The sequence below is a fragment of the Mesorhizobium sp. M2C.T.Ca.TU.002.02.1.1 genome, assembly GCF_003997225.1.
In genome coordinates, this window is record NZ_RZTO01000011.1 from 1 (window position 1) to 25,059 (window position 25,059).

Below are 25,059 nucleotides of genomic sequence, written 5' to 3' on the forward strand. Positions count from 1 at the left end.
GGTGCTCGAACAGGGCCGGATTTCCCTCACCGGAAAGGCCGCGCTGATGAAGGACGACGAACATGTCCGTGTCGCCTACATCGGTGTCTGAAAGCAGTCCCGGCGACGACGCGATCGACCGACTCTGGGCCTGGTGCCAGCTGGTCAAGTCCGGGCTGAGCCTGCAGGCCACGGTCGGCGACGACGACACTAGCTCGCTTCCGGACGCCGAACGCAAGGTGGCCATCGCCGTCGCGCGCCATCTGAGTTCCGTGTGCGCCTTCAAGCTCGGCGAGTTCGGCCGCGCGCGCGAGATAGCGGAAGACGCCGACCGGCGATGGGCCGTGGTCCTTGCGTCGGATGTGGTTGCGAAGCCGCTTCTGACGCCCAGGTCGAATGCGTTCCACATGCGCTTGGCCAGCCGACATGCCGAGTACTATCGGAGCGTGGAGCAGGGCACCCTGGCCCAATGGGGGGAGGCGAGCCGCCTGAAGGGCAGGTTCCTCCTCGCCATGGTGCTGCAGGCAGGCGGCGAAACATCCCGGGCGCTGGCTGAGGCGTCGGCGATCGCCGATGAATGGCGCGGCAGGCTGTCGGCCCGCCTTCCCGGTCTGGGTGCGATCGAGCTTGCCTGCGCCAACTGGGCGTCCACCCTCGGGCGATCGGCCGTCTCCGAGGAGATGTCGCGGCGACTTTCGACGATAGCTGATCGGGCCGCCGCATACGCTGACGACACGCCTGAAATCTGGTCACGGCCGAGGGGGATCGAGAGCGTGCTGCGCTTCGGGTTCGCCGCGACGCCCATCGCATGGCTCTAGCCGCCGGTTACGAACAACGATGCGTTTTGGAGGCAATTGATGTCGAACGGCGGAAAAGCGGCGTATGACTATATCATCATAGGAGCGGGCTCCGCCGGCTGCGTCCTCGCAAACCGTCTGACGGAAGACCCCGACACGAGCGTCCTGGTGATCGAAGCCGGGGGGCCGGACAGGTGGTGGGATTTTCGGATTCAGATGCCTGCCGCGCTGGTCTACCCCTTGAACGGCAAGACCTACAACTGGCAATTCGTCTCCGAGCCGGTTGCCGCGCTCGGCGGCCGCCAGATTCCGCTCTTCCGCGGCAAAGTCCTCGGCGGCTCGTCCACGATCAACGGAATGGTCTATGTTCGGGGCAATCCCATGGACTTCGACAACTGGGCGAAGGATCAGGCGCTGGCGCACTGGTCCTATGCGCACTGCCTGCCCTATTTCCGCCGTTCCGAAACCTATGACCAGGGCGCGGATGAATACAGAGGCGGAGACGGTCCGCTGCGCGTCACGAAGGGGATCGCCCGGAGCCCGCTCTACCAGATTTTCCTGGAGGCCGCCTACCAGGCCGGATACCCGCCCGTCGGCGACATGAACGGATACCGCCAGGAGGGCTTCGGACGCATGGACATGACCGTGCACAACGGAGTTCGCGAAAGTGCCGCCCGCGCCTACCTGCATCCGGCGATGGCGAGGCCGAACCTCGACGTGGTAACGGGAGCGCAGGTTTCGAGGATCGTCGTCGAAGGCGGTGCGGCAAGAGGAGTCGAGTTCAAGAGCGGAAACGCGGTGCGCACCGTGCAGGCGGAGCGGGAGGTCCTTCTGAGCGCGGGAGCGATCCAGTCGCCGCAGCTGCTCATGCTGTCCGGCATCGGCGATGCCGATGCGCTGAGGCGACACGGAATCGACGTCGTGGTGGACTTGCCCGGCGTCGGGAAGAACCTTGGGGACCACCTCGAATACATCGTAGCCTACGAATGCACCAAGCCGCTCTCGTACTTCGAGGCGACGAAGCCGCTCAACCAGGCGAAGATCGGCGTGCAGTGGTACGCCACGAAGACTGGCCTTGGCGCGTCCAACTTCTTCGAAGCAGGCGGCTTCGTCAGGAGCTCTCCGGACAAGCTATGGCCGGATGTCCAACTCCATTTCGTAGGCTTGGCGGCGGAGTATTCTGGACGGCTTTCCGCTCCCGGTCACAGTTTCCAGGTTCATCTTGGGCCGCAGCGTCCGAAGAGCCGCGGGACGGTGTCGCTGAGGTCGTCCCAACCGAGCGACTACCCTGCCATCCAGCCGAACTATCTGGCGGAGGATGAGGACTGGGTGGATTCACGAAACGCGATCCGGCTGTCGCGCGAAATACTCCAACAGGACGCGCTGCGTCCTTACAGGGGGAAGGAGCTGAAGCCTGGATTCGACATTTCCGATACCGTTCACCTTGACGAATTCATTCGCAATCACGCAGAGAGCGGATATCACTACGTCGGCACCTGCAAGATGGGAAGCGACAGCTACGCTGTAGTGGATGGAGACCTCAAAGTTCACGGGATCGACAAGTTGCGTGTCGTTGATGCTTCGGTTATGCCCGAAGTGACGAACGGCAACACGAACGCACCCACGATCATGATCGCGGAGAAGGCGGCGGATCTCATCAGAAACACGTCGCTGCCGCCGTCCGACGCGGCGTTTTATCGGGCCAAAACTCAATAGGTCCCGTTCCGTTCAAAAGCACATAGAATGGCTGGAATGCCTTCCTCGCTGACCTTTGCCGATCGACTCTAATCGCGCGCGTTGGCCAGGCGGTCGTTCGCCGACTTGCGAATTGGCTCGGGCAGCGAAAGCGCCTTCCGCTCGTTGAGGTCGAAGTAGACCGACTTCACTTCGTCGGTGGACGAGAGCTCGCGATGGGCATCGAAAAGCCGATGGCGAGTCGAAAGCGATGTTCTGCCGATCGCGACGACAGAGCTCTCGACCCAAAACAGGCTGCCGACACGCAGCTCCTTGGTGAACGTCACATCATGGCGTACGTCGGCCCAACCTTCCCTGCGATCCATCTGCCATTCAGGTCGGTAACCGAGCGCGTGGACCAGGTGCCACATCGCCTGGTCGAACGCCGCGATATAGTACTGAACGGTCATATGGCCCATCGCATCGGTCTGCGCGGGATAGACGACGCCCGAATAGGTCCGCATTTGAATCGCCTTCCGTCCGAGCGGCCCATCTCCAGCGATGCTGCCCATGAGCCATTGAGCCACTGCCAAGAGCGATTTGACCTTAGAGATTTTATATTTGACTATCCAGTCGAAAATCCGGATCATGGGGTTTGAAAGCGCCTGTCGGCGGACTGCCGCGGTGTCCTATCGAAGCTCCAAGGAAGAACCAAATGCTCAACGTTGATGCCGCCAGCCGCCGATCGGCCGCCATCTCACGCGGCGTCGGTGTGACGACGCAGGTCTATGCGGCTCGCGCCCAGAATGCGGAGATCTGGGATGTCGAAGGACGACGCTACATCGACTTCGCGTCCGGCATCGCCGTCGTGAACACCGGACACCGCCATCCCAAGGTCATCGCGGCGGTCAAGGATCAGCTAGACCGCTTCACTCACACCTGTCACCAAGTGGTCCCTTACGAAAACTACGTCCGGCTGGCTGAGCGGCTCAATGACGCTGTGCCGGGCGACTTCGAGAAGAAGACCATCTTCGTCACGACGGGCGCGGAAGCCGTCGAGAACGCGGTCAAGATTGCGCGCACAGCCACTAACCGCTCGGCCGTCGTCGCCTTTACTGGCGCGTTCCATGGCCGCACTTTCATGGGCATGACGCTGACTGGGAAGGTCCAGCCCTACAAGGCGGGATTCGGTGCCATGATGCCGGACGTCTTCCACGTGCCGTTCCCGCTCGAACTGCATGGCACCACGATCGAGGACTCGCTCGGCGCTCTCGACAAGCTCTTCAAGGCCGATGTCGATCCGAGCCGCGTGGCGGCCTTCATCATAGAGCCCGTCCAGGGGGAGGGCGGCTTCTACGAGGTTCCGAAGGCGTTTATGGCGAAGCTTCGGGACATCGCCGACAAGCACGGCATCCTCTTGATCGCCGACGAGGTCCAGACCGGCTTTTCGCGTACCGGGAAGCTTTTCGCGATGGAGCACTATGGGATCGCCGCAGACATCACCACCATGGCTAAGGGCCTTGGCGGCGGATTCCCGATTGCGGCCGTCACAGGCCGCGCCGAGATCATGGACGCGCCGGGACCGGGCGGCCTCGGCGGAACCTACGGGGGCAGTCCGATCGGCATCGCGGCTGGCAATGCCGTTCTCGACGTCATCGAGGAGGAGAAGCTCAACGAGCGCGCCGAACTCCTCGGCAACCGACTGAAGCAAAGGCTGCATTCCCTGGCCGACGCAGTGCCGCAAATATCTGACATTCGCGGCCCGGGCTTCATGAATGCGGTGGAGTTCAAGATTCCCGGCTCAAGCGCGCCGAACGCCGAATTCACCAACAAGGTCCGCGAGAAGGCGCTCGCTAAGGGGCTCATTCTCCTGACCTGCGGCGTCTACGGCAACGTCATTCGCTTCCTGGCTCCGATCACCATTCAAGACGACGTTTTCGGCGAGGCGCTCGACATCTTGGAATCGTCGCTGCGAGAGTGCGCGGCGGAGGCCCGACCGGCATGATCTCCGGTTCGCTCCTGGCGAAGCTCAGAGATTCTTCGCTTGCCACAGACAAGGCCCTCTTGGCCGGCCGATGGCTTGATCGCAGCGAAAGCGGCAAGACGTTCGATGTGTCCAATCCAGCGACTGGGGAGGTCATAGCGACGCTGCCGGACTTCGGCCGTGTGGAGGCCGGCCGCGCGATATCGGCGGCCTATGCGGCGCAGAAGGGCTGGGCTAAGAAGACAGGCAAGGAGCGCGCGGCCGTGCTGCGCAATCTTTACGACCTGATGGTCGCGAATGCCGACGACCTCGCTGCCGTCCTCACCATGGAAATGGGCAAGCCGCTTGCGGAGGCCAAGGGGGAAATCCTCTACGGCGCGGCCTATGTCGAGTGGTTCGCCGAAGAGGCAAAGCGCGTATACGGGGACACGATCCCTGGCCACCAGCCGGATAAGAGGATCATCGTCGTCAAGCAGCCTGTCGGCGTCGTGGCGGCGATCACGCCTTGGAACTTTCCGAACGCGATGCTCGCGCGCAAATTCGCTCCGGCGATCGCGGCGGGCTGCTCGCTCGTGTCGAAGCCCGCGTCCGAGACGCCGCTTTCGGCGCTTGCGCTCGCCGTCCTGGCGGAACGCGCTGGCCTGCCCAGTGGTCTCTTCAGCGTGATCTCCTCGACTGACGCGCCGACGATCGGGAAGGAGTTCACCGAAAACGACAAGGTGCGCAAGCTCACCTTCACGGGTTCGACCGCCGTCGGCAAGATCCTGATGCGGCAGGCAGCCGATCAAGTGCAGAAAGTCAGCCTCGAGCTTGGAGGCAACGCTCCGTTCATCGTGTTCGACGACTCGGACCTGGACGCAGCCGTGGAAGGCGCCATGATCTCGAAATTCCGCAACAACGGCCAGACCTGCGTCTGCGCCAACAGGCTGTACGTGCAGGCCGGCGCCTACGATCAGTTCGCCAAGAAACTGGCAGAGAAGGTCGTGGCAATGAGGGTCGGCGACGGTTTCGAGCACTCGGTCAACGCTGGTCCCCTGATCTCCCGGGATGCGCTTGCCAAGGTCGAAGAGCATGTCGCCGATGCGATCGCCAAGGGCGCGCAGGCCAAAGTCGGCGGCAAGCCGCATGCGAGAGGCGGCCTCTTTTTCGAGCCGACCGTCCTGACGCACGTTACCTCGGACATGAAGATCGCGCGGGAGGAAACCTTCGGTCCGGTCGCGCCGTTGTTCAAGTTCGATAGCGAGGAAGACGTCGTCGAAATGGCCAACGCCACCGAGTTCGGCCTGGCCTCCTACTTCTACGCCAGGGACATCTCGAAGATATTCCGCGTGGCCGAAGCGCTCGAATACGGCATGGTCGGCATCAACACGGGACTGATTTCCACGGAGGTCGCCCCGTTCGGCGGCGTCAAGCAGTCCGGCCAGGGCCGTGAGGGATCCAAGTACGGCATCGATGACTACGTGGAGATCAAATACCTCTGCCTAAGCGTCTAGCGCTTGCCGCGGCTTCTGGTCTTGATCTTCTCAACATTCACGCGGCTTGACAAAACTGACCATCTAGTCGAAAATTATGTCTTAGAAGTACGCACAAGGTTGCCCCCTGCGTATCGTCTGGCGATTCCGCGCATTCGCGAGGATGGCATTAATTCCGGAAATCAGGAGAGACCCATGGATGCCCGAACGAAGCAGGAAGGCCCGAAAATCACGGTTGGGCCGAACGCATTGTTTTTCGATGATTTCAAAGTTGGGCAGAGCTGGCTCACGCCGCGCCGAACGATTTCGGAAGCCGACATCGTTATGTTTGCGGGCCTGACAGGCGATTACAATCCCGTCCACACGGACGAGGAGTTTGCGAAGCAGACACCCTTCGGAACCCGAATCCTGCACGGCCCCGCAGTTTTCGCGATCGCGACGGGACTGGAATTCCGCCTTGGATTGAAGGAAGGGACGGCTATCGCTTTCCTCGGCATGACCTGGAACCTGAAGGCCCCCGTAAAGATGGGCGACACGATACATGTCTATCAGCGCGTCGACGCCGTTCGGCTGACATCCAATCCGAACCGCGGAATCGTGACCTTCTGGATCGAGGTCCGAAATCAGTCGGGCGCGGTATGCCAGGATGGCGACTGGAAGGTCATGTTCCATACAAAGGCGGCATGCTGACCATCAGGCGGGAAGACTCCCGGTGAGTCGCCGAGCATCACCAACACGCTATTAGTCGGTTCGGGCGTCGTACCGTTTGTCTGGGGGAACGCGTTAAGGAAGAGCGGCCGGGCACGCAGCCGAAACTAAGCAACGCCGATTTCTCGGATGCTGGGCGGCCGGAACTAGCAGCCATCTTGAGGAGGAAATCATGCGTACCGTCACAGCTTGCTTTCTGCTCTTCCTGGCTTCCGCCAGCGCGGCGCGCGCGGACTATGTCAAGGTCTCAGACGACCTGACCATTCACTACCAGACCGCCGGGGCCGGACCGCAAGTCATCCTTCTCGTGCCCGGATGGACCATGTCGTCCGATGTCTTCGAGAAGCAATTGCAGCACTTCAAGGCATCGAAGGACTTCAAGCTCGTTGTCATGGATCCAAGAAGCCAAGGGCTCTCGACCCATACGTTGGAAGGAAATTTCTACGAGCAGCACGGCCGAGACCTTGAGGCGTTCATACAGCGTCTCCAGCTCAAGAACATTGTCCTCGGCGGGTGGTCGAACGGCGGGTTTGACATCCTGTCTTACGTGCATCAGTTCGGCGCGGGGAACTTGAAGGGCTTGATCATGATCGATGCGGCTCCGACCGGGAGCGGCGATGACAATCAAAAGGAATGGGTCTGGTTCCGGAAAGACGACTCGGACGGGTATCGGCGCTATTTCACCGAGGGGCCGCTTCTTGACCGGGAGAAGGTCAACGACGAGTTCGCTCACTTCATGGTCAAGTCGGCGACGCCGGCTTATCTCGATTGGATGAACCGGATTACGAACCAAACATCGAACGGGGTCGCGGCCCTTCTGAACGAATCTTCCGCGTATCAGGACTATTCGAAAGATTTGGAGACCCTGGAGGGGAAGGCAGCCCTCCTATATGTCGTCCACTCTGATTGGAAAGATGTTGTGGGTCAGTGGGCGCAACGACATACGCCGTCCGCCAAGGTCGCGACTGTGGAGAAGCATCTCTCATTCTGGGAGAATTCAGACCAGTTCAACGGTTACCTTGACGCGTTTCTTGCCTCGTTGAGGTAACCGAGCTTGCGAAAGCCGCCTGCGCCTCCGCCGTGAATTGGCTCGTCGAGGGCGCAAGAAAGCCGTGGTCGTCGTGCGACGACCTTGCCGCCGTGGCATCGAGATCCTCCCGACCGATGTCACGGCGGCCTCCCGCTCATGTCAGTCACCGTCACCGACCGTCGCCGCCGCGTCGGCTGCCAAGCTTATCGATCCCCTGAGCGCGATTGAGCAAGTCCCCCGGCGACAACATGGAGCCAAGTGCGCACGTTCCATCTCGCCGTCATAACCGACATTCCGGTTAGGTCGAGCAGATGTCGAACCGGGTTCGTCAAGTGGGACGAAGCCGAACCGTGCGAGGCGATCCATGGCCTTAGCGTCCGAAACGTTGGACGTGAGTCGTTGGCTAGATCGACGATGTTGAGGAAGCGGTCTCACGCTCGCCGAACAATGGAAAATTGAGCAAAGTGCCGTCGCGCGCATGGATCAGCCAATCCCAAACTGTCCGGGCGGCCCGGTGGTTCTTGGAACGGGCAGGCATCAGGACGTGATAGTCTCTGCCAGAGGCCAGCGAAGCGTCGATCATCTGAACAAGTCGTCCTCTGTCGAGTTCTTGCTGTACGTAGAGACGGCTCGCGACAGCGATTCCCTGGCCTGCGAGTGCCGCGTCAATCGCCAGCGTGGCAAGGTTGAACGAAATGTTGTGAGCGACGGCTATCTGCCTCTTGCCGAATACCTTGAACAGGAACTCCGGCCATTCGTTCTCCATGTCGTGCAGAAGCACGAAGCGTCGAAGATCCTCGCACGTTCTCGGCAATCCCAGCTCGCCGACCACGGTGGGGCTTGCTACAGCGACCAGTCTTCGCTCGAAAAGCATTTCTGACCGGATGCCCGTCCCGAAGGGCGGCGAGCCGTCCCTAATGGCTAGGTCGACATTGGCTGCGCGGAAGTCCGGCATATGCCCGGTAGCCAGAATGTTCACCTCGATCTCGGGATGAGCGCTTCGGAAGGCCTGAAGATGTGGAATCAGCCAGCGTGCGGCAAAGCTCGGCGTTACGTTGATTGTCACGTGGTGCGGATCGCCCCGCGCCAGCGCCGTCGCCTCGGTGAGCAGTTCGAATGCTCGGGTGACCTCCAGAAGATAGGCGCGGCCAACGTCCGTCAAAGCAAGCGAGCGTGGCAAGCGCTCGAACAATTGATGTCCTAGGTCGGCCTCGAGCGCCCGTATGTGTTGGGCAATCGCCCCGTGGGTCACGTTTAGTTCCTCGGCCGCGATCCTAAAATTCAGGCTGCGGCCCGCGACCTCGAACGCCCGCAGTGCATTCAGGGAAGGGAGGCGGTGCCCTGTCGATACCATAGTTTTTCTACACTCTCATTGCCGTCTTTCTGAATCGTAGTTGGCTCTCGGAATTGCTAGAAAGCAAGGAACAATTGGGGATCGAGGCATCCCGCGATCGAGTAAGAAAAATAGCTGATAGGTTAGGAAATGTTTTCTCACAGGTACGCGCGGCCTGCAGCGTGCGGGTTATTGCCCATTCATACGCCATTGCCGATCCGCGACTGGAATTGAGCAATGCTTCTGTACGAGGACGAAGGCAAATTCCTGCTGCGGCAATACGGCATCGCCACCCCGGAAGGTGCGGTGGTGAGCGACGCAACCGAACTGGAGGACGCTCTTCCTGAGCTGCAGTTCCCGATCGCGTTGAAGGCGCAGATACCTGTCGGCAAGCGAGGCAAGAACGGCGGCATCATGTTCGCGGACACCCCCCTCCAGGCCCGTTCCATCTTTGCCTCGATGATCGGACGCCAGATCAGCGGTTATCCGGTCACGAGCCTGCGGCTGGAACCGAAGGTCGTCGTCCTCCGGGAACGCTATGTCGCGCTGACCGTCACGATGAACGAAATCTGGCTGATGATCGGCCGCGACGGAGGGATCGATGTCGAGGATCGTGCCCAATCGGATCCCGGCTCCGTCGCCAGGATCCCGTTGCGCCGAACCGTCTTTGACATGCGCGAAACTATAGGGCTGACGTTCCAGTCTCTCGGCTTCCCACAGCCGCAGTGGGACGCCTACTTTGATGTCTGCGCCCGTCTTGAATCCTTGCTCCGGGGAACGGATGCCGTAATGGCAGAGATCAATCCGCTGGCCGAAGTGTCAGGCGGGTCGCTGCTGGCGCTAGATGCCAGGATCGACATCGACGATTCTGCCGTTGCCCGCCAACCCGCTATTCGCAAGCTCCTGCATCTGCGGCGCGGCGGCCATGGCTGGCCCAAATCCCAGAAGGTCTCCACGTTGCAGCGTTTCGGCCGGCGAGGCACCGTCGGCTTGGTTGGGCTTGGCGGCGGCATGGCGCTGACGGTATCGGACTGGATCGCGTCGGAGAGCCAGTCGCTCGCAGGCGCAATCGACATGGACGCGTCGCTTTCGTCCGGGAATGCTCCTGAAACGCTCGCGTCGGTGCTCGACGATTTCGACGCAGACGACAATACGCGCGTCATTCTCGTAAATATGATCTCGAGCGGCAACCGCATAGATCGCATCACCGAAGCGCTGCTTCCCGTCATTAGCGCCAATCGGGCCAGATCAGCGAAGCCGATGGTCGTCCACCTCCAGGGGAATGGCGGCGCGAAAGCCACGGCGCTTCTTCGAGATGCCGGCATCCACAACTGCTCGAGCCTGAAAGAGGCGATCGGGGCAACCCTCAGCTACCTGACGTGAACGACATGAGCATTCTGATCGGAAGAACCACTGGGATTGTCGTGAGCGGCATAGGCAGCAGCATGGTCTTGCGCCAATGCAACGAAATGAAAGCATGCGGCACGAAGCTTGTCGGCGCTGTCGGCTGCGGCCAGGTTCCGCACGAGGACAACATAGACGTCTACACTGACTTCCGCTCGGCGATCATGGCCGGCGCCGAGGTGGCTCTGTTTTTCAACGATCCGTTCGATGTCAAGCAGCGGATGCTCGAGGCGATCGCCGCCGGGATCAAAATGGTCATCTGCCTCACCGAGTTCGTACCCGTTCACGATGCGCTGGAGATCCGCGAAGCGGCCAATCGCGCAGGCACGATGCTGATTGGCCCAAACTCCAGCGGCGTTCTTTCCGCACTTCAATCGAAGGCCGGCTATTTCTCCGACGAGATTTGCATGCCGGGATCTGTCGGCATCGTCACGAAGGGAGGCTCGATCGCCTACGGCGTCCTGTCCGAGATGAAGTGCGAGGGCCTTGGGATCAGCACGATCGTCTCGGTGGGCCCCGACCCTGTGAAGGGTGTGGGCTATGCCGATCTGTTGCCACTTTTCGAGAAGGACCCTCAAACCCGGATCGTCGTGCTCCTTGGCGAAATAGGTGGCCGTGACGAGGAGGACGCTGCGGCAGTGATCGCCTCGCAGATGACGAAGCCTGTGCTGGCCTATACGTCCGGCAAATACGTCGAAGACGGTCAGAGCTTCGGCCACGCCGGCGCGATCATCCGGAACGGAATCGGCGGATATGCGAGCAAGGTCGATGCCTTCAGGAGGGCGGGCGCGATCGTGGTCGAGGCGTTCAAGGACATCGTCCCGACCCTCGTCGAGATGCATCGGTCGGCCGACAAGGAATCGGCGGCTTAGCCGCCGATGCCGAATGTCCGCATCGGCTGCAAACGGAAAGGGACTAGGAGCGGGAACGACGCTTCTGGAATTTGGAAAATCAACAAAGCAAGAGGTGGAACGCTATGAGCAATCTTACGAAATTTCCCAACATTCATCGTCGCGCCGTCCTGAAGGTCCTTGGCGGTTCAGCGCTTGCAACTCCGTTCATCGTCCGGGCTGCACGGGCTGACGCCAAAACGATTACCGTCCGCGATCCCGGCGGCGACTGGCGCACCGCACTTACAGCCGCCTTCTACGAGCCTTTCGAGCGGGAATCCGGTGTACGCATAAATCCTACCGTCGCCGAGCACGACCCGACGGCAATGGTCAAAAGCCAAGTGGACACCCAGAACATCCTCTGGGACGTGACGTTCCTGACGGCGGCAGCTCAAGCCGCACTTCCCATCGAGCGATACTATGAATCGCTGGACACCAGTGGCTCCGACATGGCCGAAATCGTTCCGGAGGCCCGACAGTCCCACTGGATGGGCTTGAGCGTGTATGCAACCGTGTTCGCGTTCAACACGGAGGTCTTCGCGGCCGCCAAGCCGAAGGGCTGGAGCGACTTCTGGGACGTGACAGCATTTCCCGGTCGTCGCGCCATGCGCCGTCACCCCACTGATACTTTTGAACCCGCGCTCCTGGCGGATGGCGTCGATCCGGCCCATCTCTTTCCGCTCGACATCGATCGGGCCCTGAAGAAGCTGGACCAGATCAAAGCTTCCGTCGACGTCTGGTGGACGGGCGGCGCGCAGTCGACGTTGCTGCTGAAGTCCAGCGAAGTCGATCTGGCTGTCGTCTGGAACGGTCGGGCGCAGTCAGCCATCGACGATGGCGCACCCTATTCGCTGATTTGGGACCGCGCCGTCTGGGGCATGGACGGCATGTGCATTCCTAAGGGAACCGCGAACCTGGAACAAGCTCGCGCGTTCATCAAATTCTGCTCCAACGCACAACGGCAGGCCGAATTCGCAAAGCGCATCGCCTACGGTCCGGTCAACCCAAAGGCTTTTGATCATATCGATCCGGCCAGAGCAAAGTTGCTTCCGACCAATCCGGAGCATTTCAAGACTATGGTCTATCAGGATCCGAAGGGCTGGGGTCCGGCCAAGGACAAGGCGGTCGAAGCATTCGACGCCTGGATCATCAAGACCTGACCGCAATCTCTTGCGACGACCGGGCCATGCCCGGTCGTCGACACGAACAGGTGTATGGGAATGCTGAAAACCGAACAGCTTTCGAAGAGCTATGGCAACGTGATCGCGGTCCGGCCGCTCGACATTGAAATAAGGAAGGGCGAGTTCGTCACCCTCCTCGGATCGTCGGGGTCGGGGAAGACGACCCTGCTCCAGCTGATCGCAGGCCTCGCCGAGCCGTCATCCGGCAGGCTTTTCATCAATGGAAAGGATGCCACCTGGACCCATCCGTCGGAACGGGGCCTTGGCATGGTCTTTCAAAGCTACGCCTTGTTCCCCCATCTTTCCATCACAGAGAACATCGCATTCCCGCTGCGCGTGCGCCGCCTTCCGGAAGGGGAGATAAGGGATCGGGTACGCAATGCCTTGGAGCTGGTACACCTTCCGGGGGTTGCCGAACGGCGGCCCAAACAATTGTCCGGCGGTCAGCAACAGCGCATCGCTCTAGCTCGCTGCCTCGTCTACCAGCCCTCGATCATTCTGATGGACGAGCCGCTCGGGGCGCTGGACAAGAAGTTGCGGGAGCAGATGCAGGTCGAGATCAAGCGAATCCACCGACAGACGGGCACGACCGTCATTTACGTGACCCACGATCAGGAGGAGGCGCTTTCAATGTCGGATCGGATCTGCCTGATGCGAGAGGGCAGGATCGAGCAGCTCGGCACGCCCGACGATCTGTACTACGCGCCGCAGTCCGCCTATGTGGCGGACTTTCTGGGCCAACCGAATTGCTTGTCGGCCCGCTTCTCGCACCGCGACGGCGATATGGCCGTCGCCAGGATCGGAGATGCCGTCATCCGTGGGCGTGCTGCCGGCTCTTTCCGGGAGGACGATGAAATCGGGGTGCTAGTCAGGCCGGAGACGCTGAAGATCTCGTCGCTTTCAGCGACATCCCTTGAGAACAATCTAGTCGGTGAAGTCTCGGATGTCTCGATGATCGGTCCGGTGACGAAAATATCCGTCCGCACCGCGCTTGGGCCAGAACTGCTGGCTATTAGGCTGTCGGAGGAGAGTTCCCAGAACTTCGGCCCCGGCGACAAAGTCAAGCTTGGCTGGCTTTCCCAGGATAGCCGCTTCGTGGAAGCGTAAGATGCTTGGCTCGAAATTCAGAAACAGGATCGGGAAGTTTCTCCCGATAGTTCCGCTTGCCTTGGTCGTCTGCATTTTCTTTCTCTATCCCGTCGGGTCGCTACTCTCGCTGAGTTTCGTCGGGCCCGGCCAAGCGATCGGTCTCGATCAGTACCGCCAGGTCTTCCGCTCCGATGTCTACGTCCAGCTTATCGTCTACACGCTGTACGTGTCGGCGGCCGTCACTGTGGTGTCGGTACTGATCGCCTATCCGGTCTGCGTGTATCTGGCCAGGCTTCCGCCTGCTGGCCGACGCAAGCTTGTCCTGTTCGTGCTGATCCCATTCTGGACAAGCTTCCTGATACGAACGTTCGCATGGATCGCAATCCTCTCGCGGACCGGACTGATCAACGATCTGCTGATGTCGTTCTCGGTCACCAGCGGCCCGCTTCACCTAATGTACAATTCGCTGGGCCTGATTGTCGGCATGGTTCATGCGCTGCTGCCGCTCGCGATCCTTACGATGCTGCCGGTCGTGTGCGAGATCGATCCGCAATTGCCAAAGGCAGGCGCGGTCATGGGGGCAGGCGGCTCGCAGGTGTTCTGGCGGATATTCTTTCCCCTTTCGTTTCCCGGCGTCTCGGCAGCCGCGGTTCTGGTGTTCGTGACGTCGCTTGGCTTTTTCATCACGCCCGCCCTGTTGGGTGGCGCGAGCCAGACGATGATAAGCCAGATTATCATTCGCCAGGTACAGGAACTCGTGAACTGGTCGTTCGCGGGAGCGCTTTCCGTCCTCCTGCTCGCGACGACGCTTCTGGTGCTAGCGGTCTACGGCCGCGTGTTCGGCTTGGCATCGCTCGTCGGGACGCCGGGCGGCACGGTCGGCATGGGCACGGGCACGATCGGAGTCCGCCTCCTCGGCGCGATCGGATACATATGTGACTTTGTCGGCAGAGCGCTCGGCCTGAGCCTGATCTTCAGAAGGATCGGAAGCCGGATTCTGGCCACGATCACCGGACTTGTGATGGCGTTCCTGATGTTGCCCGTACTGGTGCTGGTTCCGATTTCCGTTACGCGGACATCCCTGCTGGCGTGGCCGCCAGTCGGCTTTTCCTGGCGCTGGTATGAGGAGCTCGTCACTTCCGGCCAATGGGTCGGCGCCGCATCTGCTTCCCTTGCCATCGGCTTCATGGTGGCGGCATTAGCTGTCATTATAGGAACTGCCGCCGCTTTCGTCATCATCCGCGTGCCATTCAAGGGCAAAGGCGTGCTTATCTCGCTGGCGATCGCACCGCTGATCATCCCGCGCATCATTATCGGCGTCGCGCTCATGTACTTCTTCGCCCGGCTGAAGCTGATCGACACCTATAGCGGGCTGATCATAGGGCATCTGGTTCTCGCCGTGCCGTATGTGCTGATCACGGTACTGGCTGTCTTGCGCGACTACAACATCGCACTTGATCACGCTGCCTGGACGCTCGGCGCTCGAAGCATCTCAACGCTTCGCAAGGTGACCCTTCCCTTGATCCGGCCAGGCCTACTGACAGCCTTCGCTTTCGCCTTCATTACGTCATTTGACGATGTGACGATTTCGATGTTCCTAAGCGGGAGCAATGTGGTGACGCTGCCTAAGAAGATGTGGCTTGATGCGTTCCTAGACATCACTCCGGTTCTAGCCGCCGTGTCTACGATCTCCGTCGTGTTGATTTCTGTCTTTCTCGTTAGCACGGAGTTGCTTCGCTCGCGCGTGGCCCGGCCTAGCTGAATGACCATCGAGTTTCGACAGGAAAGAAGGTATCAAGACAACCTAGAGAAAGAAGGTCGTCGTGATCTTTAGCGGCCCGCCCAGCAGGAAACGATTTCGATCTGCGGCCTGCCGACGCAGAAATATGGCTTCACGTGCTACAGCCACCGAGCGAGGTCGCCGTCAAGCATAAATGCAAGGTCGTGGAGCGGGGAAGCAACGAACAGGTTTTGAATGCGCCACAGCAGGCCTATACGAAACTGCTGCTCTCGTCAGTGCCAAGGATGGACCCCGACTGGCTGAGTGGGCTTTTGGAGGCGCGGCAAAAGTCGTCGATTGCGCTGAGATGAAAGCTTCCGCAGCGGCGTGAGGGGAGCCACGTCAGTTTAATGGCGAGCTGACCCATCACGTCGGCAAGGTGACGCGGAATCGCAGAGCTATCAGCGGGAAGGTCCACGATGCGTCGACCGAATACAATTATCTAGGTTCCGATGTCCGTTTAAGGCGGCCAGTCCGCTTCCGACTCGGTCTCGACCGGTTGTAGGACTCTACGAACACGATCATCAGCATCAGGGCCTTATCGTGCAGTTCCTGATGGGGGCGGGATCATAGGATCGAGTTCTTCCTGTTCCATGTATTTTGCGCCAGGCTTTGCAAGATAGGCAGCCAGCTCCGAGAGTATCGATCCGCCTGCCTTTGCAACTCGGCCTGCCGCCAGCGGCGGGGGATTGCCGTGCATTTCCGCTAACTCAATGGTCATGAGGTGTGGGAGCAGCCTACGGCCGAATGCTTTCTCGACTGTATGGAAAATCCAGATGCCATCAGGGTCAATGTCGGACCAATGGTAGAATGGAATTTCCGCAGGGATGCTGCGGGCAATCGAGCCAAACGCCTTTTGGAGTCCTACAGATGGATAGCCGCCGCCATAGAGAACAAGGCCGCGGCGATCTCGATCAGCCTCGGTCACATGTCTGACGAAACTTGTGTAGTTCTCTACCACGAGTACGTATTCAGGTGTCCGGCTGAAGGCGACGCTGGTGATCGTGTCGGCTGGGACGCCAACGAAGGAAACGTCGGGTTGGGAAGCTCCAAGAGTAACCGGTCCCGAGAGGAGGAGAGGGGGAGGCACCTTCTCCACCCCAAGCGTACCAAGCGCCTCGCGGGGCGTCGCGCCCTCGGGGATGTCGGTGAATATGCTTCGAAGGACCTTTGTGACGGCGGCCTCGAGCCGTTCCAATGCCTTGCTATCGGAAACGGCCCTTCTGGAGAATGTCCGGTAGTCCAGTCCTAAGTGTTGCCGTCTGTATATCGCTTGCGCGAGGAGCAGCGCCCGCTCAAGCGAAACTATGTCGCCGGGAGCAATGCCCGCCCTCCGCCGATTTCTGGACCAGGCTTGAGCAGCTTCCCGCGCACGCTCAGCGAACGGGACAGCCAGCTCTGCTCGACGAAACAAATCCTCGAGTGCTGACGCTGAGCGCTGGCTGGAAGGAGTTCGTTCCACGAAACAGTAGAGCCTCGCTACATCAGCGATGCGCACGAACTTGACTTCGCCGGCTCGCCGCCCGGTCTCCATTCGAAGCTCGACTGCACCCGCCAGGCTTGCCTCTTCCAACTTCTTCCGAAAGCGGTCAGCCTCGACGATATTCGAAAAAGCGCCGTTGTCCGGGTAAGCACGTGCGCCTGCTCGACCGTCCTCGTGCCTATCCAGCAGATGAGAAAGAAGCGCAATCGGATCGGTGAATTTCACTCGGCTGCCATCCTACGCAGCGCTTCATCATCCATGAGTTCGGGGTTGATCCGCTGCAGCTCCTTGCGAGCTTTTTCCTTGACTTGGACTACTGTCGTCTCCGATTGCCCATTGCCAATGTTGTCGACCTCAACAATGGCATGCATATAGCCGAGCAGTGAGGGCCGCCGCTCGGGTGGCGCAGCCACGATCACCTGCAGGCCTAGGCTCTCATAGAAGCTCATCATTTGCCGCTGGTTCTTGCCGTCCAGCTTGGCAAAGGCTTCATCGAAGACGGCGAGTGCCATTCCAAGTTGCGATCCCGATCTTCCTTCGGCGGTCCCATAAACGGAGGCCAGCGAGGCACCGATGGCAACGTAAAGCGGGACTTGCTGCTCGGCTCCGGAACCCGTGCCACGGCGAGTTTCCCAGCGTGTCTTGTGTCCGGTATCGAGGTTCTCCATGTGAATCTCGAAAACGAAAAAGCTCCGATAGTCCTCAAAACTGTCGAAGTCGGTATCCGGATCCTCAAGGATGCGCTTCACCTCGTCGAGCACGGGTTTGTGGGGGGAGCCTTCGGGTATCTCACCCTTGAAGAGAAGATCCAGCGCATCCTCGGAAGTCACGTAGATCTCGACCGCTTTCAAGATCGGCGCGTACTGAGCCACTTGCGTCCTGCTGAACGAATATCGCTCGCCGTGGAATGTGTGATTGCGGAGACTATGGTTCAGCGAGTCGATATCTCTCTTCAGTTTGGAGATGCGTGAGTGGAGAGAGTTGACGAACTCGCCGCGAAAGATAGATGAGACTCGCTCGGAAGCTTCAGCTGCCAGTGCTTCATGCCGCGTGAGCTCGTTCTCTTCGATATCGCGCAGCGTGGCCTCCACCCAGGGCAGGATGTCCTTCAGGATGTCGCTTTCTGCTCCCACCTCCGAGCTTATGGGAGCTACGTCAAAATAGCTCCTCATGGCGGCGCGTACATTCCTGTCGGCCTCCATCATTCTATCTTTTGCCTGCTTGGAGCGATCCTCCGCGCGCTGCCCAATCGCACGATGGATCCCGGCCAGTGCTTCGTAATGGGCGGATGGATCACTTGGGATTTGTTTACCCGCGATCCTTTCCCGGTACCTGCGGTTAGCTGGCACAGCAGCCGTCAAGCGCCAGCTGTATTGGAACATGCGGCGGGCGAGATTCCGCAAATGGCGCGAACCCTCTTGGTTGGTAAGGCCCGTGAGCGTCTTTCTCGCGGTTTCAGCTTGTTTCTGGTAAGCTCCCTGCCTCTTCTGGATTGAGTTGAGCTCGACATTTCTGGCGTGGACATAGGCCTGTTGGACCTTCTTCTTCTCTTCAAGCTCATATAGGCGTTTCAGGTCGCCTTGATCGACCGCCTCCAGCCTGGACCGAGCCTCTCCTGCTAGCCTCTCCTGCTGTTGCGCTCGTTCAAGCAGGCCTGCCACCGTCTCGCCGTCCGCAGGCGAAGCCACAAGGGCGGCGGAGCGGTCAACCTCGGAAAGGATGCGCCTGCGCTGGGACAGGGTTTCGATTTCCTCCCGCAGAACCTCCAACCGCCTTTTCTGCTCCAGGAAAAGTTGCTCCTGCGCCGCCTTACCGATCTTAAGGCGGAAGGCTTCCTCCAGGCGGGTCCCCCGTAACAGCCCATCATCGTAAAGGCCGTCAGCCATGAGGGCGCGGCCGGGTTGGTTAAACTCTTCCATCGTGCGGGCTAGCCGCACATTACCATATCTGCGCTGCAGGAAGGCGACTGCGTCTTGGTCATCGGACCTGAAGAGCGAAGGGAACCAACCTGACTCGACCGGATCTTTGTATCGCTCGAGCTTGTTTAGGCTGACCAGGGAAGCCTGGCGTAGATCCCGCCTGTTTTCTCTCAGGATCGTCGTTGCCGTGTGGATGTGGTCGCGATCGACGAAGATCGCTTCCCTATCTCGACCAAGAAGACCTTCAGCCGCTTGTCCCCAATCCTTGTCGATAAGGTCAATGATGTCGCAAAGCGCTCTCGGAGCCATCCCGGCCATGCGAAGGAGCCTCATCAACTCGCGGGTATGGTCGCCGAGGTGAGAATCCCGTGAACCGGAAGCGGCGGCCTCGATAGATCGAGACAGCTTGTCGACCTCCTCGTTCTTGGTATGCAAAGCGGCTTCCGCCTCACTGCGCGCCCTGCCAATTCTCTCGGCGGTGACGGGGAGCGACGCCAGGAACGCTTGTTCGATCACTGCCGTGGCTTCCGTGTTCCCACGCTTGACCGCCTCGGCCGCCGCGGACGCGTGAGCGGCCAATTCGCGGGAGCTTGATTCACCCTTTCCGAGTGCTTCGGCCGCGGAGGCGATCCGCTGCATATGCTTCACTCGTTCAGAGATCCGTTTGAGGCAATCTGCGGCGGAAAAGGAGTGGCTTTCGGCCATCTTGTTAAGATCGTCAATGCCCACCTTGGCTTTGATCGCTTCGATCTGCTTGATGATGCGGTGCACATCCTGGTTCGCTTCGTTGATCGAAGTGGTCAGGTCGTTAATTTCCTCGCTCTCGGCCAGAAGAGATGCCTCGGCTTCCTTGACCTCTTCTTCGAGTGCCCGCATCGCCGCCGAGGCCGCGAGGTACCTCGCCTTGCGACTGATCCAGTCCTCCTCGACGTGTTCATTGAGGAAGTTTCTAAAATCTTCCGCTCGCGCCTTGACCACTTTCAGCCGCTTCGCACGCTCCCGCATGTTCTTGATAGTCTGGTTGACTTGCCGGTAAGTCTTCAACGACTCTCGCAGCTCACCGATCTTCATCGGAGACTCCTCGAGGATATAGTTCCTGACGAAGTCTGTTGCGGACAGGCCCTGATTAAGCGTCATACCGTTCACAATCGCCTTTGCAAGCGCGGCGGCGTTTCCGGAAGTCGGCGCCGATCGTGGAACCAAGTCACGCATATATTCCCGGACGTGGTCCGTGGCGCTGTCGCGATGGTTTACGAAACCGTTACCGCATTCCCTTTCCAGCGATTGCCTTACTTCCTCCCATTGCGCGAATTCTTGCCTTCCTTGCCGCTCACGCAAGAAATTGGCTGTTGTCAATATTTTGCCGCGGACGACGAAACGGCCGAGTATGGTTTCGGCTGGCTGTGTCTTCCTTGCCTCCATGGCGAGGCCTACCGTCAAGTCGGGCTTCACTCCATCGGCGTCTCGAAAACTAATGGCCACATAGGTAAGGCAGGCTTCGCGCCGAAAATCGCCCTCTCCACGGGCACCGAGGCAGTACCCCTGTACTGTGCGCCTCGGACCGCTTCTGCGACGACTCTCACCAGCGACTGGATTGAGGTTCATGTAGCGTCCGCTGGCGCCGGTGAGCACCACCTGGATCATGTCGAGGATTGTTGATTTGCCCGACGCGTTTTCACCAAGGACACCGACGTGGCCGCTAACCGGAATATCTTCGACAGTGAACGAATGCCAATTCACCAGCGTGAGATGCACGAGTTCCATCATTGCAATTTTTCCTCGACGGGACCGAGCTGGCGGGGTTCATAGTCTTCCAGCGCAACCTGCTCCTCAATGCGCCTCAACGCGTCGGATCCGGAAACAAGCTTGATTATCGGCCGGACCACCACCTCCCGATCCTGAAGGACACGATCGAACTCTCCGAGCCAGATCAGGTTGCGCGCAGCAAGATCCTCAAGAACGTCTTGGAACCTCGACTGGGACACAAGCATCTTTGTGCCCCTTTCGGCCATTTCCCTGTATTTCTCGTAGAGGACGTTAAATGTGGTCAAGACCGTCGCACGCTCTTCAACATTGCCCTGGTTCGCTTCGTCCTGCCAATGAGCCGCTGCCACCAGAAGCACGATAGTCTCGTCAGCCCTCATTTTTGGTGTTGACGACATCTCCTCATCATCAAGCACAATCCCCGCCCACTGTTCGTCTTGCTCGCGGTGGACGCGGTAGCCAATGCAATCAAAGAAATTGTCGATCACTTTCCTGAAGCGACTATCCATAATTACATCATAGACGGTCGCCACACCCCGATCGCCCGAATAGACGAATTGATGACGGAGGAGGTATCGGCAAGCTTTCCGAAGGTCGGCACCCTTGTCCCCGCCGTATCGGGCCTCGACCTCCTCGAACTCAGTCAGCATCCACGCCTCCAGCCATGGCAGCCCGTCTCCGGATGAGGAAGTTACCGCACTTTATCCACTCGCTATCATGCTGATGTCCCTGAGAGTCATCCACGATCTCAAACGCCGCCGCGATAGAAGGCGGAACTTCGCCCGGTTTGGTAAACCGTCGGATCACATCGAATGCAATGAATGAGTCTACGTCTTCTATCTCCAGGAAACGTGCCTCTTTCGCCACCGCCAGCGGAACTTTATTATTTAGCCATTGCAGTAGTTGTTTCTCGTCTGGAACGATTCTTTCCATGTACTGCTTCTTGAGTTTCTTACGCAGCGCCAGCAACGGATCCAGGACTTTGGGTGGGACCGCCATTGACTCCAGCGCCTTACGTGGTTGCCGCGGCTGCGCGAGGTGCCTTTCCGACCACGGCGTTCGCATCGGCTCGACCGGGAGGGGTACCCAAGCGAACTCAGAAAGGGCAGGACGCTGGTCCATTACCTTGTGAAGTCGGTGTATGAGCGATGCGGCCCGGCTCGAAATACCACTGCTCCCTTGTTCCGCATATTTGACCGTGTTGCGGAGTCGCTGTTCGAGCTGCCGGCGAAAGATCGCGATCCGGTCGAACATCTCGCCGATGCCATCAAAGACTTCCTGAATCGATAGAAGGTCGGTTTCTGCTGTTCTAAGCCCATTCTCGAGGGTGTCGGCCATCCCGTTCTCGGTGTAACCCGAAGCGATCATCTTCATAATCTCGGGATCGAGAGAGATATCGCGAGCCAGGTCAAGGATGTGGTCTTTGAATCTAAAGGGGTGATTGAAAGTGTGGATGGCTTGAAAGTCCTTCAGAACCAACTCGCCGATGAATTCTTGGAAATATGCGTCTACCCTCTCGCGCATGCTACGCGATTCCATAATAGTCCGGCGGACGCGCCTCAGGTCGGAGAGGATCGCCCTGAGCGTCTTGAGAAAGGCGGTGGCGTGTTCTCGCGCCTGCACGACGGCATATGCAGCATCCACGGCCTCTTTTCCCGAAGAGCCCGGCTGGAGTTTCGCCGCCAATTCCAGACTCTGCTTCACGTTGACAACGACGCCGCCAAAACGCTGGCTCACGTCGGATTTGAGGCTGGCCAGGAGCTGCATGACCAAGCTCGCGCCCATGGGCATATCTACGGTCACTCTTAGCCCATATTCTTCCTCTTCGAGCCAACCGGTCTGGACCAATTTCTGGTAGGCAACACTTGCGACCCGCAACGCTGCCTCTGCAGCCTCGTTCGCCTCGCCGGCAAATTTCAGCCGCCGGCGGCGCTTTGACACTAGGTCAGGTAGGCCTTCACCAACATCTTCGCCTTCGGCAAGAAGCTCAGGCATCCGCTTGATAAGATCGTAGATTGCATGGACCACCTCCTGCGGGGTGGGGAAGGAGGCTCCACGAGAGAAGAAGCGCTCGTAGGTATCTAGTAATGCCGCCTCATAGAGGAACCGGAATTTGCGTGAAAAGATCAGGAACGCGTCATCATCAAGATAACGGAAAAGTGCCATTTGTGGCGTCTACCCCAAGGTGCCCGCGAATTTATGCCACCACTTGGTAGACTAAACAACCCGAGAAAATGCGGTGGAGAACAATCCAGCGGTCTCGAAGCAGTTCCTGCAAACTCGAGCCGGCCGACTGTGCTTGCGCTATTTGCACCGAAGACTTCGCTTGCTTTTCCGGAGGAGGGAGCCAGGATATGCGAAAACGCTCGTCCCGCCACTGGATCAGAATTGTCTCTGTGGTGAAAAAACCGCTACCATCGCGATCCTGAAATTCGATCTCGGATCATCTTTCCAATGGAAATCAATCTCTCTCTGGTCACTAAGGCCCTCGGGGCCGCACAATCGCTGGTTCAGGAATGCCGCTTGCAGATCAACGCGTACGCGGAAGCGGACGAACACCTCAATGATTATCACCGCGATGAATACCTCGAGAACGCATCGGCGATCTTGAAGGCAAACACGATTCGCGCGCGCGCCGCTGTTGGGATTGTGTTTGAGTTGCTCGAATTGGCTGAATCGCTGAAGGCCTTTAATGCGGAGTTCGAGGGTGTTGAGGAGAAACTTGGGCAGGTGAGCTATTGGGACGAGTACCTAGGCCCTTACAATGAGGCGGTAGATGTGCTCAGTTCCCGTCTCGACTTGCTTGTCGCGCTTGTAGAGACGCCGTCCGAGGTACGAGAGCAGCGACGCGTGCTGACCAGGATGCTGCGGCAGTTGCCGTACTACATCGAAGGGACCGGTAATCTTCCAAAGCGAGAGAAGGATGTTCAGGATCATCTGCAACTGATTCTACGACTCGCGTTCCCTGACGTAGTTCGCGAGGCACCTGTGCTCAAGCAGACAAAGAACTATTTTCCTGACTTCGGGATTGACTCGATCGGCACAGCCATTGAAGTGAAGTTCGTTGATGACAAGACGAAGGCGGCATCGGCAGTTGGCGGTCTCTACGAGGACATGAAGGGATACGCGAACAGCAGCTACTCCCTTTTCGTAGGTCTGATCTACATGACAGGCAACTATCTGACGCAGGATCAAGTGGATGCCGAGCTCAAGAGGGTAGGTACACCGAAGAACTGGACTGTCTACCTGGTTGTTGGAGCCGGCGGGCGGGTGTCCAAGACCAATAAGCGTACACAAGTCGCTTCGGCCGAGTCGAACGGAACTGCGAATAACGCGGAAGGTCAGCCGCAGAACGCCTCCGCGATTGGCACTATTTCACGGCGCTCGCGCCGCTAGGTCGGGCGAAGCCCGCTCGCGACATCAACTTCCAACAAAGATGCCACCCGCGGGAATCGCGAATGTCAATTGTGGGTCTGGTGCGGATTGCGACCGCGTCATCGGAGCAAAGGGCTGGCTGTTCCGACGGTCTTCAGACTTTCAGTCTGATCAAGTTGTAGCCAATGATAAGTTTGCGCCGCTTCTCAGATTGTCAGGCAACTCTGCCTTCGCAAAGAAGCCGACATTCGGGGTCGCGCAGCGAATATGTGGCACTGTCCCAATACGCCACGCCTCTCGATGTCTTTTCTAGGCTATTCTGGTGCGGCGATCGGACGGCGAGAATTCGCCCCCTTTTCGTTCACAGGTTCGGGCGTCGATCCAATCGCCGCCTAAAGAATCCGTGCAAACTGCGCCGTTCAGTTTGAATTTCAACAGTCGATATGTAAGTGGTTTGGCCTCATATCCGTAGCCTAGGTTCTCGGCACCGATAGTTATTTGCAATCTATATAATGGGCCGGGGCAGGGTTTGGCCGGAAACAAAACGATAAAATTCACCGCTATTACCCGCGCTGGATACGAGTACCAAGACCTAGTCGGCATTGAAATGCTCATTCGGCATTATCGCGACCCAGGGTTGTTCGAGTGGGTGCAGCTGGAATCCGACGATCCGAGCGTCAAATCGCTCGACGACGTCGTCGCCAAGCGCATGGATGGGTCGGTCGAATACGTTCAGGTCAAGTTTACCGTAGACTCTGCCGAACATGCGCTCGACTGGGACTACCTCCTTTCAAAGAAAGAGAGAGGCACGAGCATGTTGGCCAAGTGGGCGAAATCGTTCGCCCGCGCCAAGGCAAACGGGCCAATAAATAGCGCACAGCTAAAGACCAATCGCATTCCCGCCCCCGATTTTGCAGTCTGCATGAACGGGAGGTCGGTCGATCTATCGAAAGTGCCTGCAACCACGCGTGCGTTGATCGAAGCCGAATGCGGCGGTGCCTCTTCAGCGGCCGACTTCTTCAATTTGTTCGCCTTCGATACGGGTCTGCCGGACTTGGATCGCTATGAAGCTCAACTGCGAGATCGCCTTGTCCCGACGGACACGGATTCCGCCGGTTGGCTGCTGCTGCGAAACGAGGTCACTCGCTGGGCGATTTTGCAGCGCGAACCGCCACCGGACGGCAAGATACTAAGAGA

The 25,059-nt window shown here is 59.1% G+C and carries 20 protein-coding genes; 14 read left to right on the forward strand and 6 right to left on the reverse strand.

The window, feature by feature from the left end; translation table 11 throughout:
• The first annotated feature begins 62 nt into the window (after positions 1-62).
• Both EOD07_RS01335 and EOD07_RS01340 read left to right on the forward strand, forming a co-directional pair.
• Positions 63-797, forward strand: a complete 735-nt coding sequence (locus tag EOD07_RS01335; protein WP_127233629.1) for a hypothetical protein — start codon at positions 63-65, stop codon at positions 795-797.
• A 39-nt stretch (positions 798-836) separates the two neighbouring features.
• Complete coding sequence (locus EOD07_RS01340; protein ID WP_127233630.1) at positions 837-2,492, forward strand: choline dehydrogenase; 1,656 nt, start codon at positions 837-839, stop codon at positions 2,490-2,492.
• Positions 2,493-2,560: 68 nt separating this feature from the next.
• Here EOD07_RS01340 and EOD07_RS01345 read toward each other — a convergent pair whose 3' ends face one another.
• Positions 2,561-3,100: an acyl-CoA thioesterase gene (locus EOD07_RS01345; protein WP_206519408.1), complete on the reverse strand. Its 540-nt coding sequence runs from the start codon at positions 3,098-3,100 to the stop codon at positions 2,561-2,563.
• 65 nt (positions 3,101-3,165) lie between these two features.
• Between EOD07_RS01345 and EOD07_RS01350 the strand changes: the two genes are divergently transcribed.
• From EOD07_RS01350 to EOD07_RS01365, 4 genes are all read left to right on the forward strand, one after another.
• Positions 3,166-4,455: a 4-aminobutyrate--2-oxoglutarate transaminase gene (locus tag EOD07_RS01350; protein WP_127233631.1), complete on the forward strand. Its 1,290-nt coding sequence runs from the start codon at positions 3,166-3,168 to the stop codon at positions 4,453-4,455.
• A complete protein-coding gene (locus EOD07_RS01355) occupies positions 4,452-5,927 on the forward strand; it encodes an NAD-dependent succinate-semialdehyde dehydrogenase (protein WP_127233632.1) in 1,476 nt (491 codons plus the stop codon). The genes EOD07_RS01350 and EOD07_RS01355 overlap by 4 nt, the downstream gene beginning before the upstream one ends.
• 174 nt (positions 5,928-6,101) lie before the next feature.
• Positions 6,102-6,596 (forward strand): MaoC/PaaZ C-terminal domain-containing protein, encoded by a 495-nt coding sequence (locus EOD07_RS01360; protein ID WP_127233633.1) that lies wholly within the window; start codon positions 6,102-6,104, stop codon positions 6,594-6,596.
• A 190-nt stretch (positions 6,597-6,786) separates the two neighbouring features.
• Positions 6,787-7,662, forward strand: coding sequence for an alpha/beta hydrolase (locus tag EOD07_RS01365; protein ID WP_245469745.1), 876 nt, complete (start codon positions 6,787-6,789; stop codon positions 7,660-7,662).
• Between the two features lie 385 nt (positions 7,663-8,047).
• Here the strand turns inward: EOD07_RS01365 and EOD07_RS01370 are convergent, their stop codons facing one another.
• Positions 8,048-8,998 carry a LysR substrate-binding domain-containing protein gene (locus EOD07_RS01370; protein WP_127233634.1) on the reverse strand — a complete coding sequence of 317 codons (951 nt, stop codon included), beginning with the start codon at positions 8,996-8,998 and terminating at the stop codon, positions 8,048-8,050.
• A gap of 216 nt (positions 8,999-9,214) precedes the next feature.
• Between EOD07_RS01370 and EOD07_RS01375 the strand changes: the two genes are divergently transcribed.
• The 6 genes from EOD07_RS01375 (at position 9,215) to EOD07_RS38340 (ending at position 15,632) form a co-directional block, all read left to right on the forward strand.
• Entirely contained in the window at positions 9,215-10,360 is a 1,146-nt protein-coding gene (locus EOD07_RS01375) for an ATP-grasp domain-containing protein (RefSeq protein ID WP_127233635.1), read from the forward strand.
• A 5-nt stretch (positions 10,361-10,365) separates the two neighbouring features.
• Positions 10,366-11,253, forward strand: coding sequence for a succinate--CoA ligase subunit alpha (locus EOD07_RS01380; protein WP_127233636.1), 888 nt, complete (start codon positions 10,366-10,368; stop codon positions 11,251-11,253).
• A gap of 104 nt (positions 11,254-11,357) precedes the next feature.
• Positions 11,358-12,431, forward strand: a complete 1,074-nt coding sequence (locus tag EOD07_RS01385) for an ABC transporter substrate-binding protein (RefSeq protein ID WP_127233637.1) — start codon at positions 11,358-11,360, stop codon at positions 12,429-12,431.
• Positions 12,432-12,491: 60 nt separating this feature from the next.
• Complete coding sequence (locus EOD07_RS01390) at positions 12,492-13,559, forward strand: ABC transporter ATP-binding protein (RefSeq protein WP_245469747.1); 1,068 nt, start codon at positions 12,492-12,494, stop codon at positions 13,557-13,559.
• Position 13,560: 1 nt separating this feature from the next.
• Positions 13,561-15,303, forward strand: coding sequence for an ABC transporter permease subunit (locus EOD07_RS01395; protein WP_127233639.1), 1,743 nt, complete (start codon positions 13,561-13,563; stop codon positions 15,301-15,303).
• A 182-nt stretch (positions 15,304-15,485) separates the two neighbouring features.
• Entirely contained in the window at positions 15,486-15,632 is a 147-nt protein-coding gene (locus tag EOD07_RS38340) for a hypothetical protein (protein ID WP_245469749.1), read from the forward strand.
• Between the two features lie 227 nt (positions 15,633-15,859).
• On the opposite strand, the gene EOD07_RS01405 is transcribed toward EOD07_RS38340, so the two are convergent.
• Genes EOD07_RS01405 through EOD07_RS01420 form a run of 4 tightly spaced genes read right to left on the reverse strand, consistent with a single transcriptional unit; the run spans position 15,860 to position 22,653 of the window.
• Positions 15,860-17,029 carry a Wadjet anti-phage system protein JetD domain-containing protein gene (locus tag EOD07_RS01405; RefSeq protein WP_127233640.1) on the reverse strand — a complete coding sequence of 390 codons (1,170 nt, stop codon included), beginning with the start codon at positions 17,027-17,029 and terminating at the stop codon, positions 15,860-15,862.
• Positions 17,026-20,490 (reverse strand): SbcC/MukB-like Walker B domain-containing protein, encoded by a 3,465-nt coding sequence (locus EOD07_RS01410; protein WP_127233641.1) that lies wholly within the window; start codon positions 20,488-20,490, stop codon positions 17,026-17,028. Before EOD07_RS01410 ends, EOD07_RS01405 begins: the two co-directional genes overlap by 4 nt.
• Positions 20,487-21,137 carry a DUF4194 domain-containing protein gene (locus tag EOD07_RS01415; RefSeq protein WP_127233642.1) on the reverse strand — a complete coding sequence of 217 codons (651 nt, stop codon included), beginning with the start codon at positions 21,135-21,137 and terminating at the stop codon, positions 20,487-20,489. Before EOD07_RS01415 ends, EOD07_RS01410 begins: the two co-directional genes overlap by 4 nt.
• Positions 21,127-22,653, reverse strand: a complete 1,527-nt coding sequence (locus EOD07_RS01420; protein ID WP_127233643.1) for a Wadjet anti-phage system protein JetA family protein — start codon at positions 22,651-22,653, stop codon at positions 21,127-21,129. Before EOD07_RS01420 ends, EOD07_RS01415 begins: the two co-directional genes overlap by 11 nt.
• 288 nt (positions 22,654-22,941) lie before the next feature.
• On the opposite strand from EOD07_RS01420, the gene EOD07_RS01425 reads away from it, so the two are divergent.
• Positions 22,942-23,883, forward strand: a complete 942-nt coding sequence (locus EOD07_RS01425; protein WP_127233644.1) for a hypothetical protein — start codon at positions 22,942-22,944, stop codon at positions 23,881-23,883.
• 508 nt (positions 23,884-24,391) lie between these two features.
• The coding region (locus EOD07_RS01430) for a hypothetical protein (protein ID WP_127233645.1) at positions 24,392-25,059 on the forward strand (668 nt) is incomplete at its 3' end.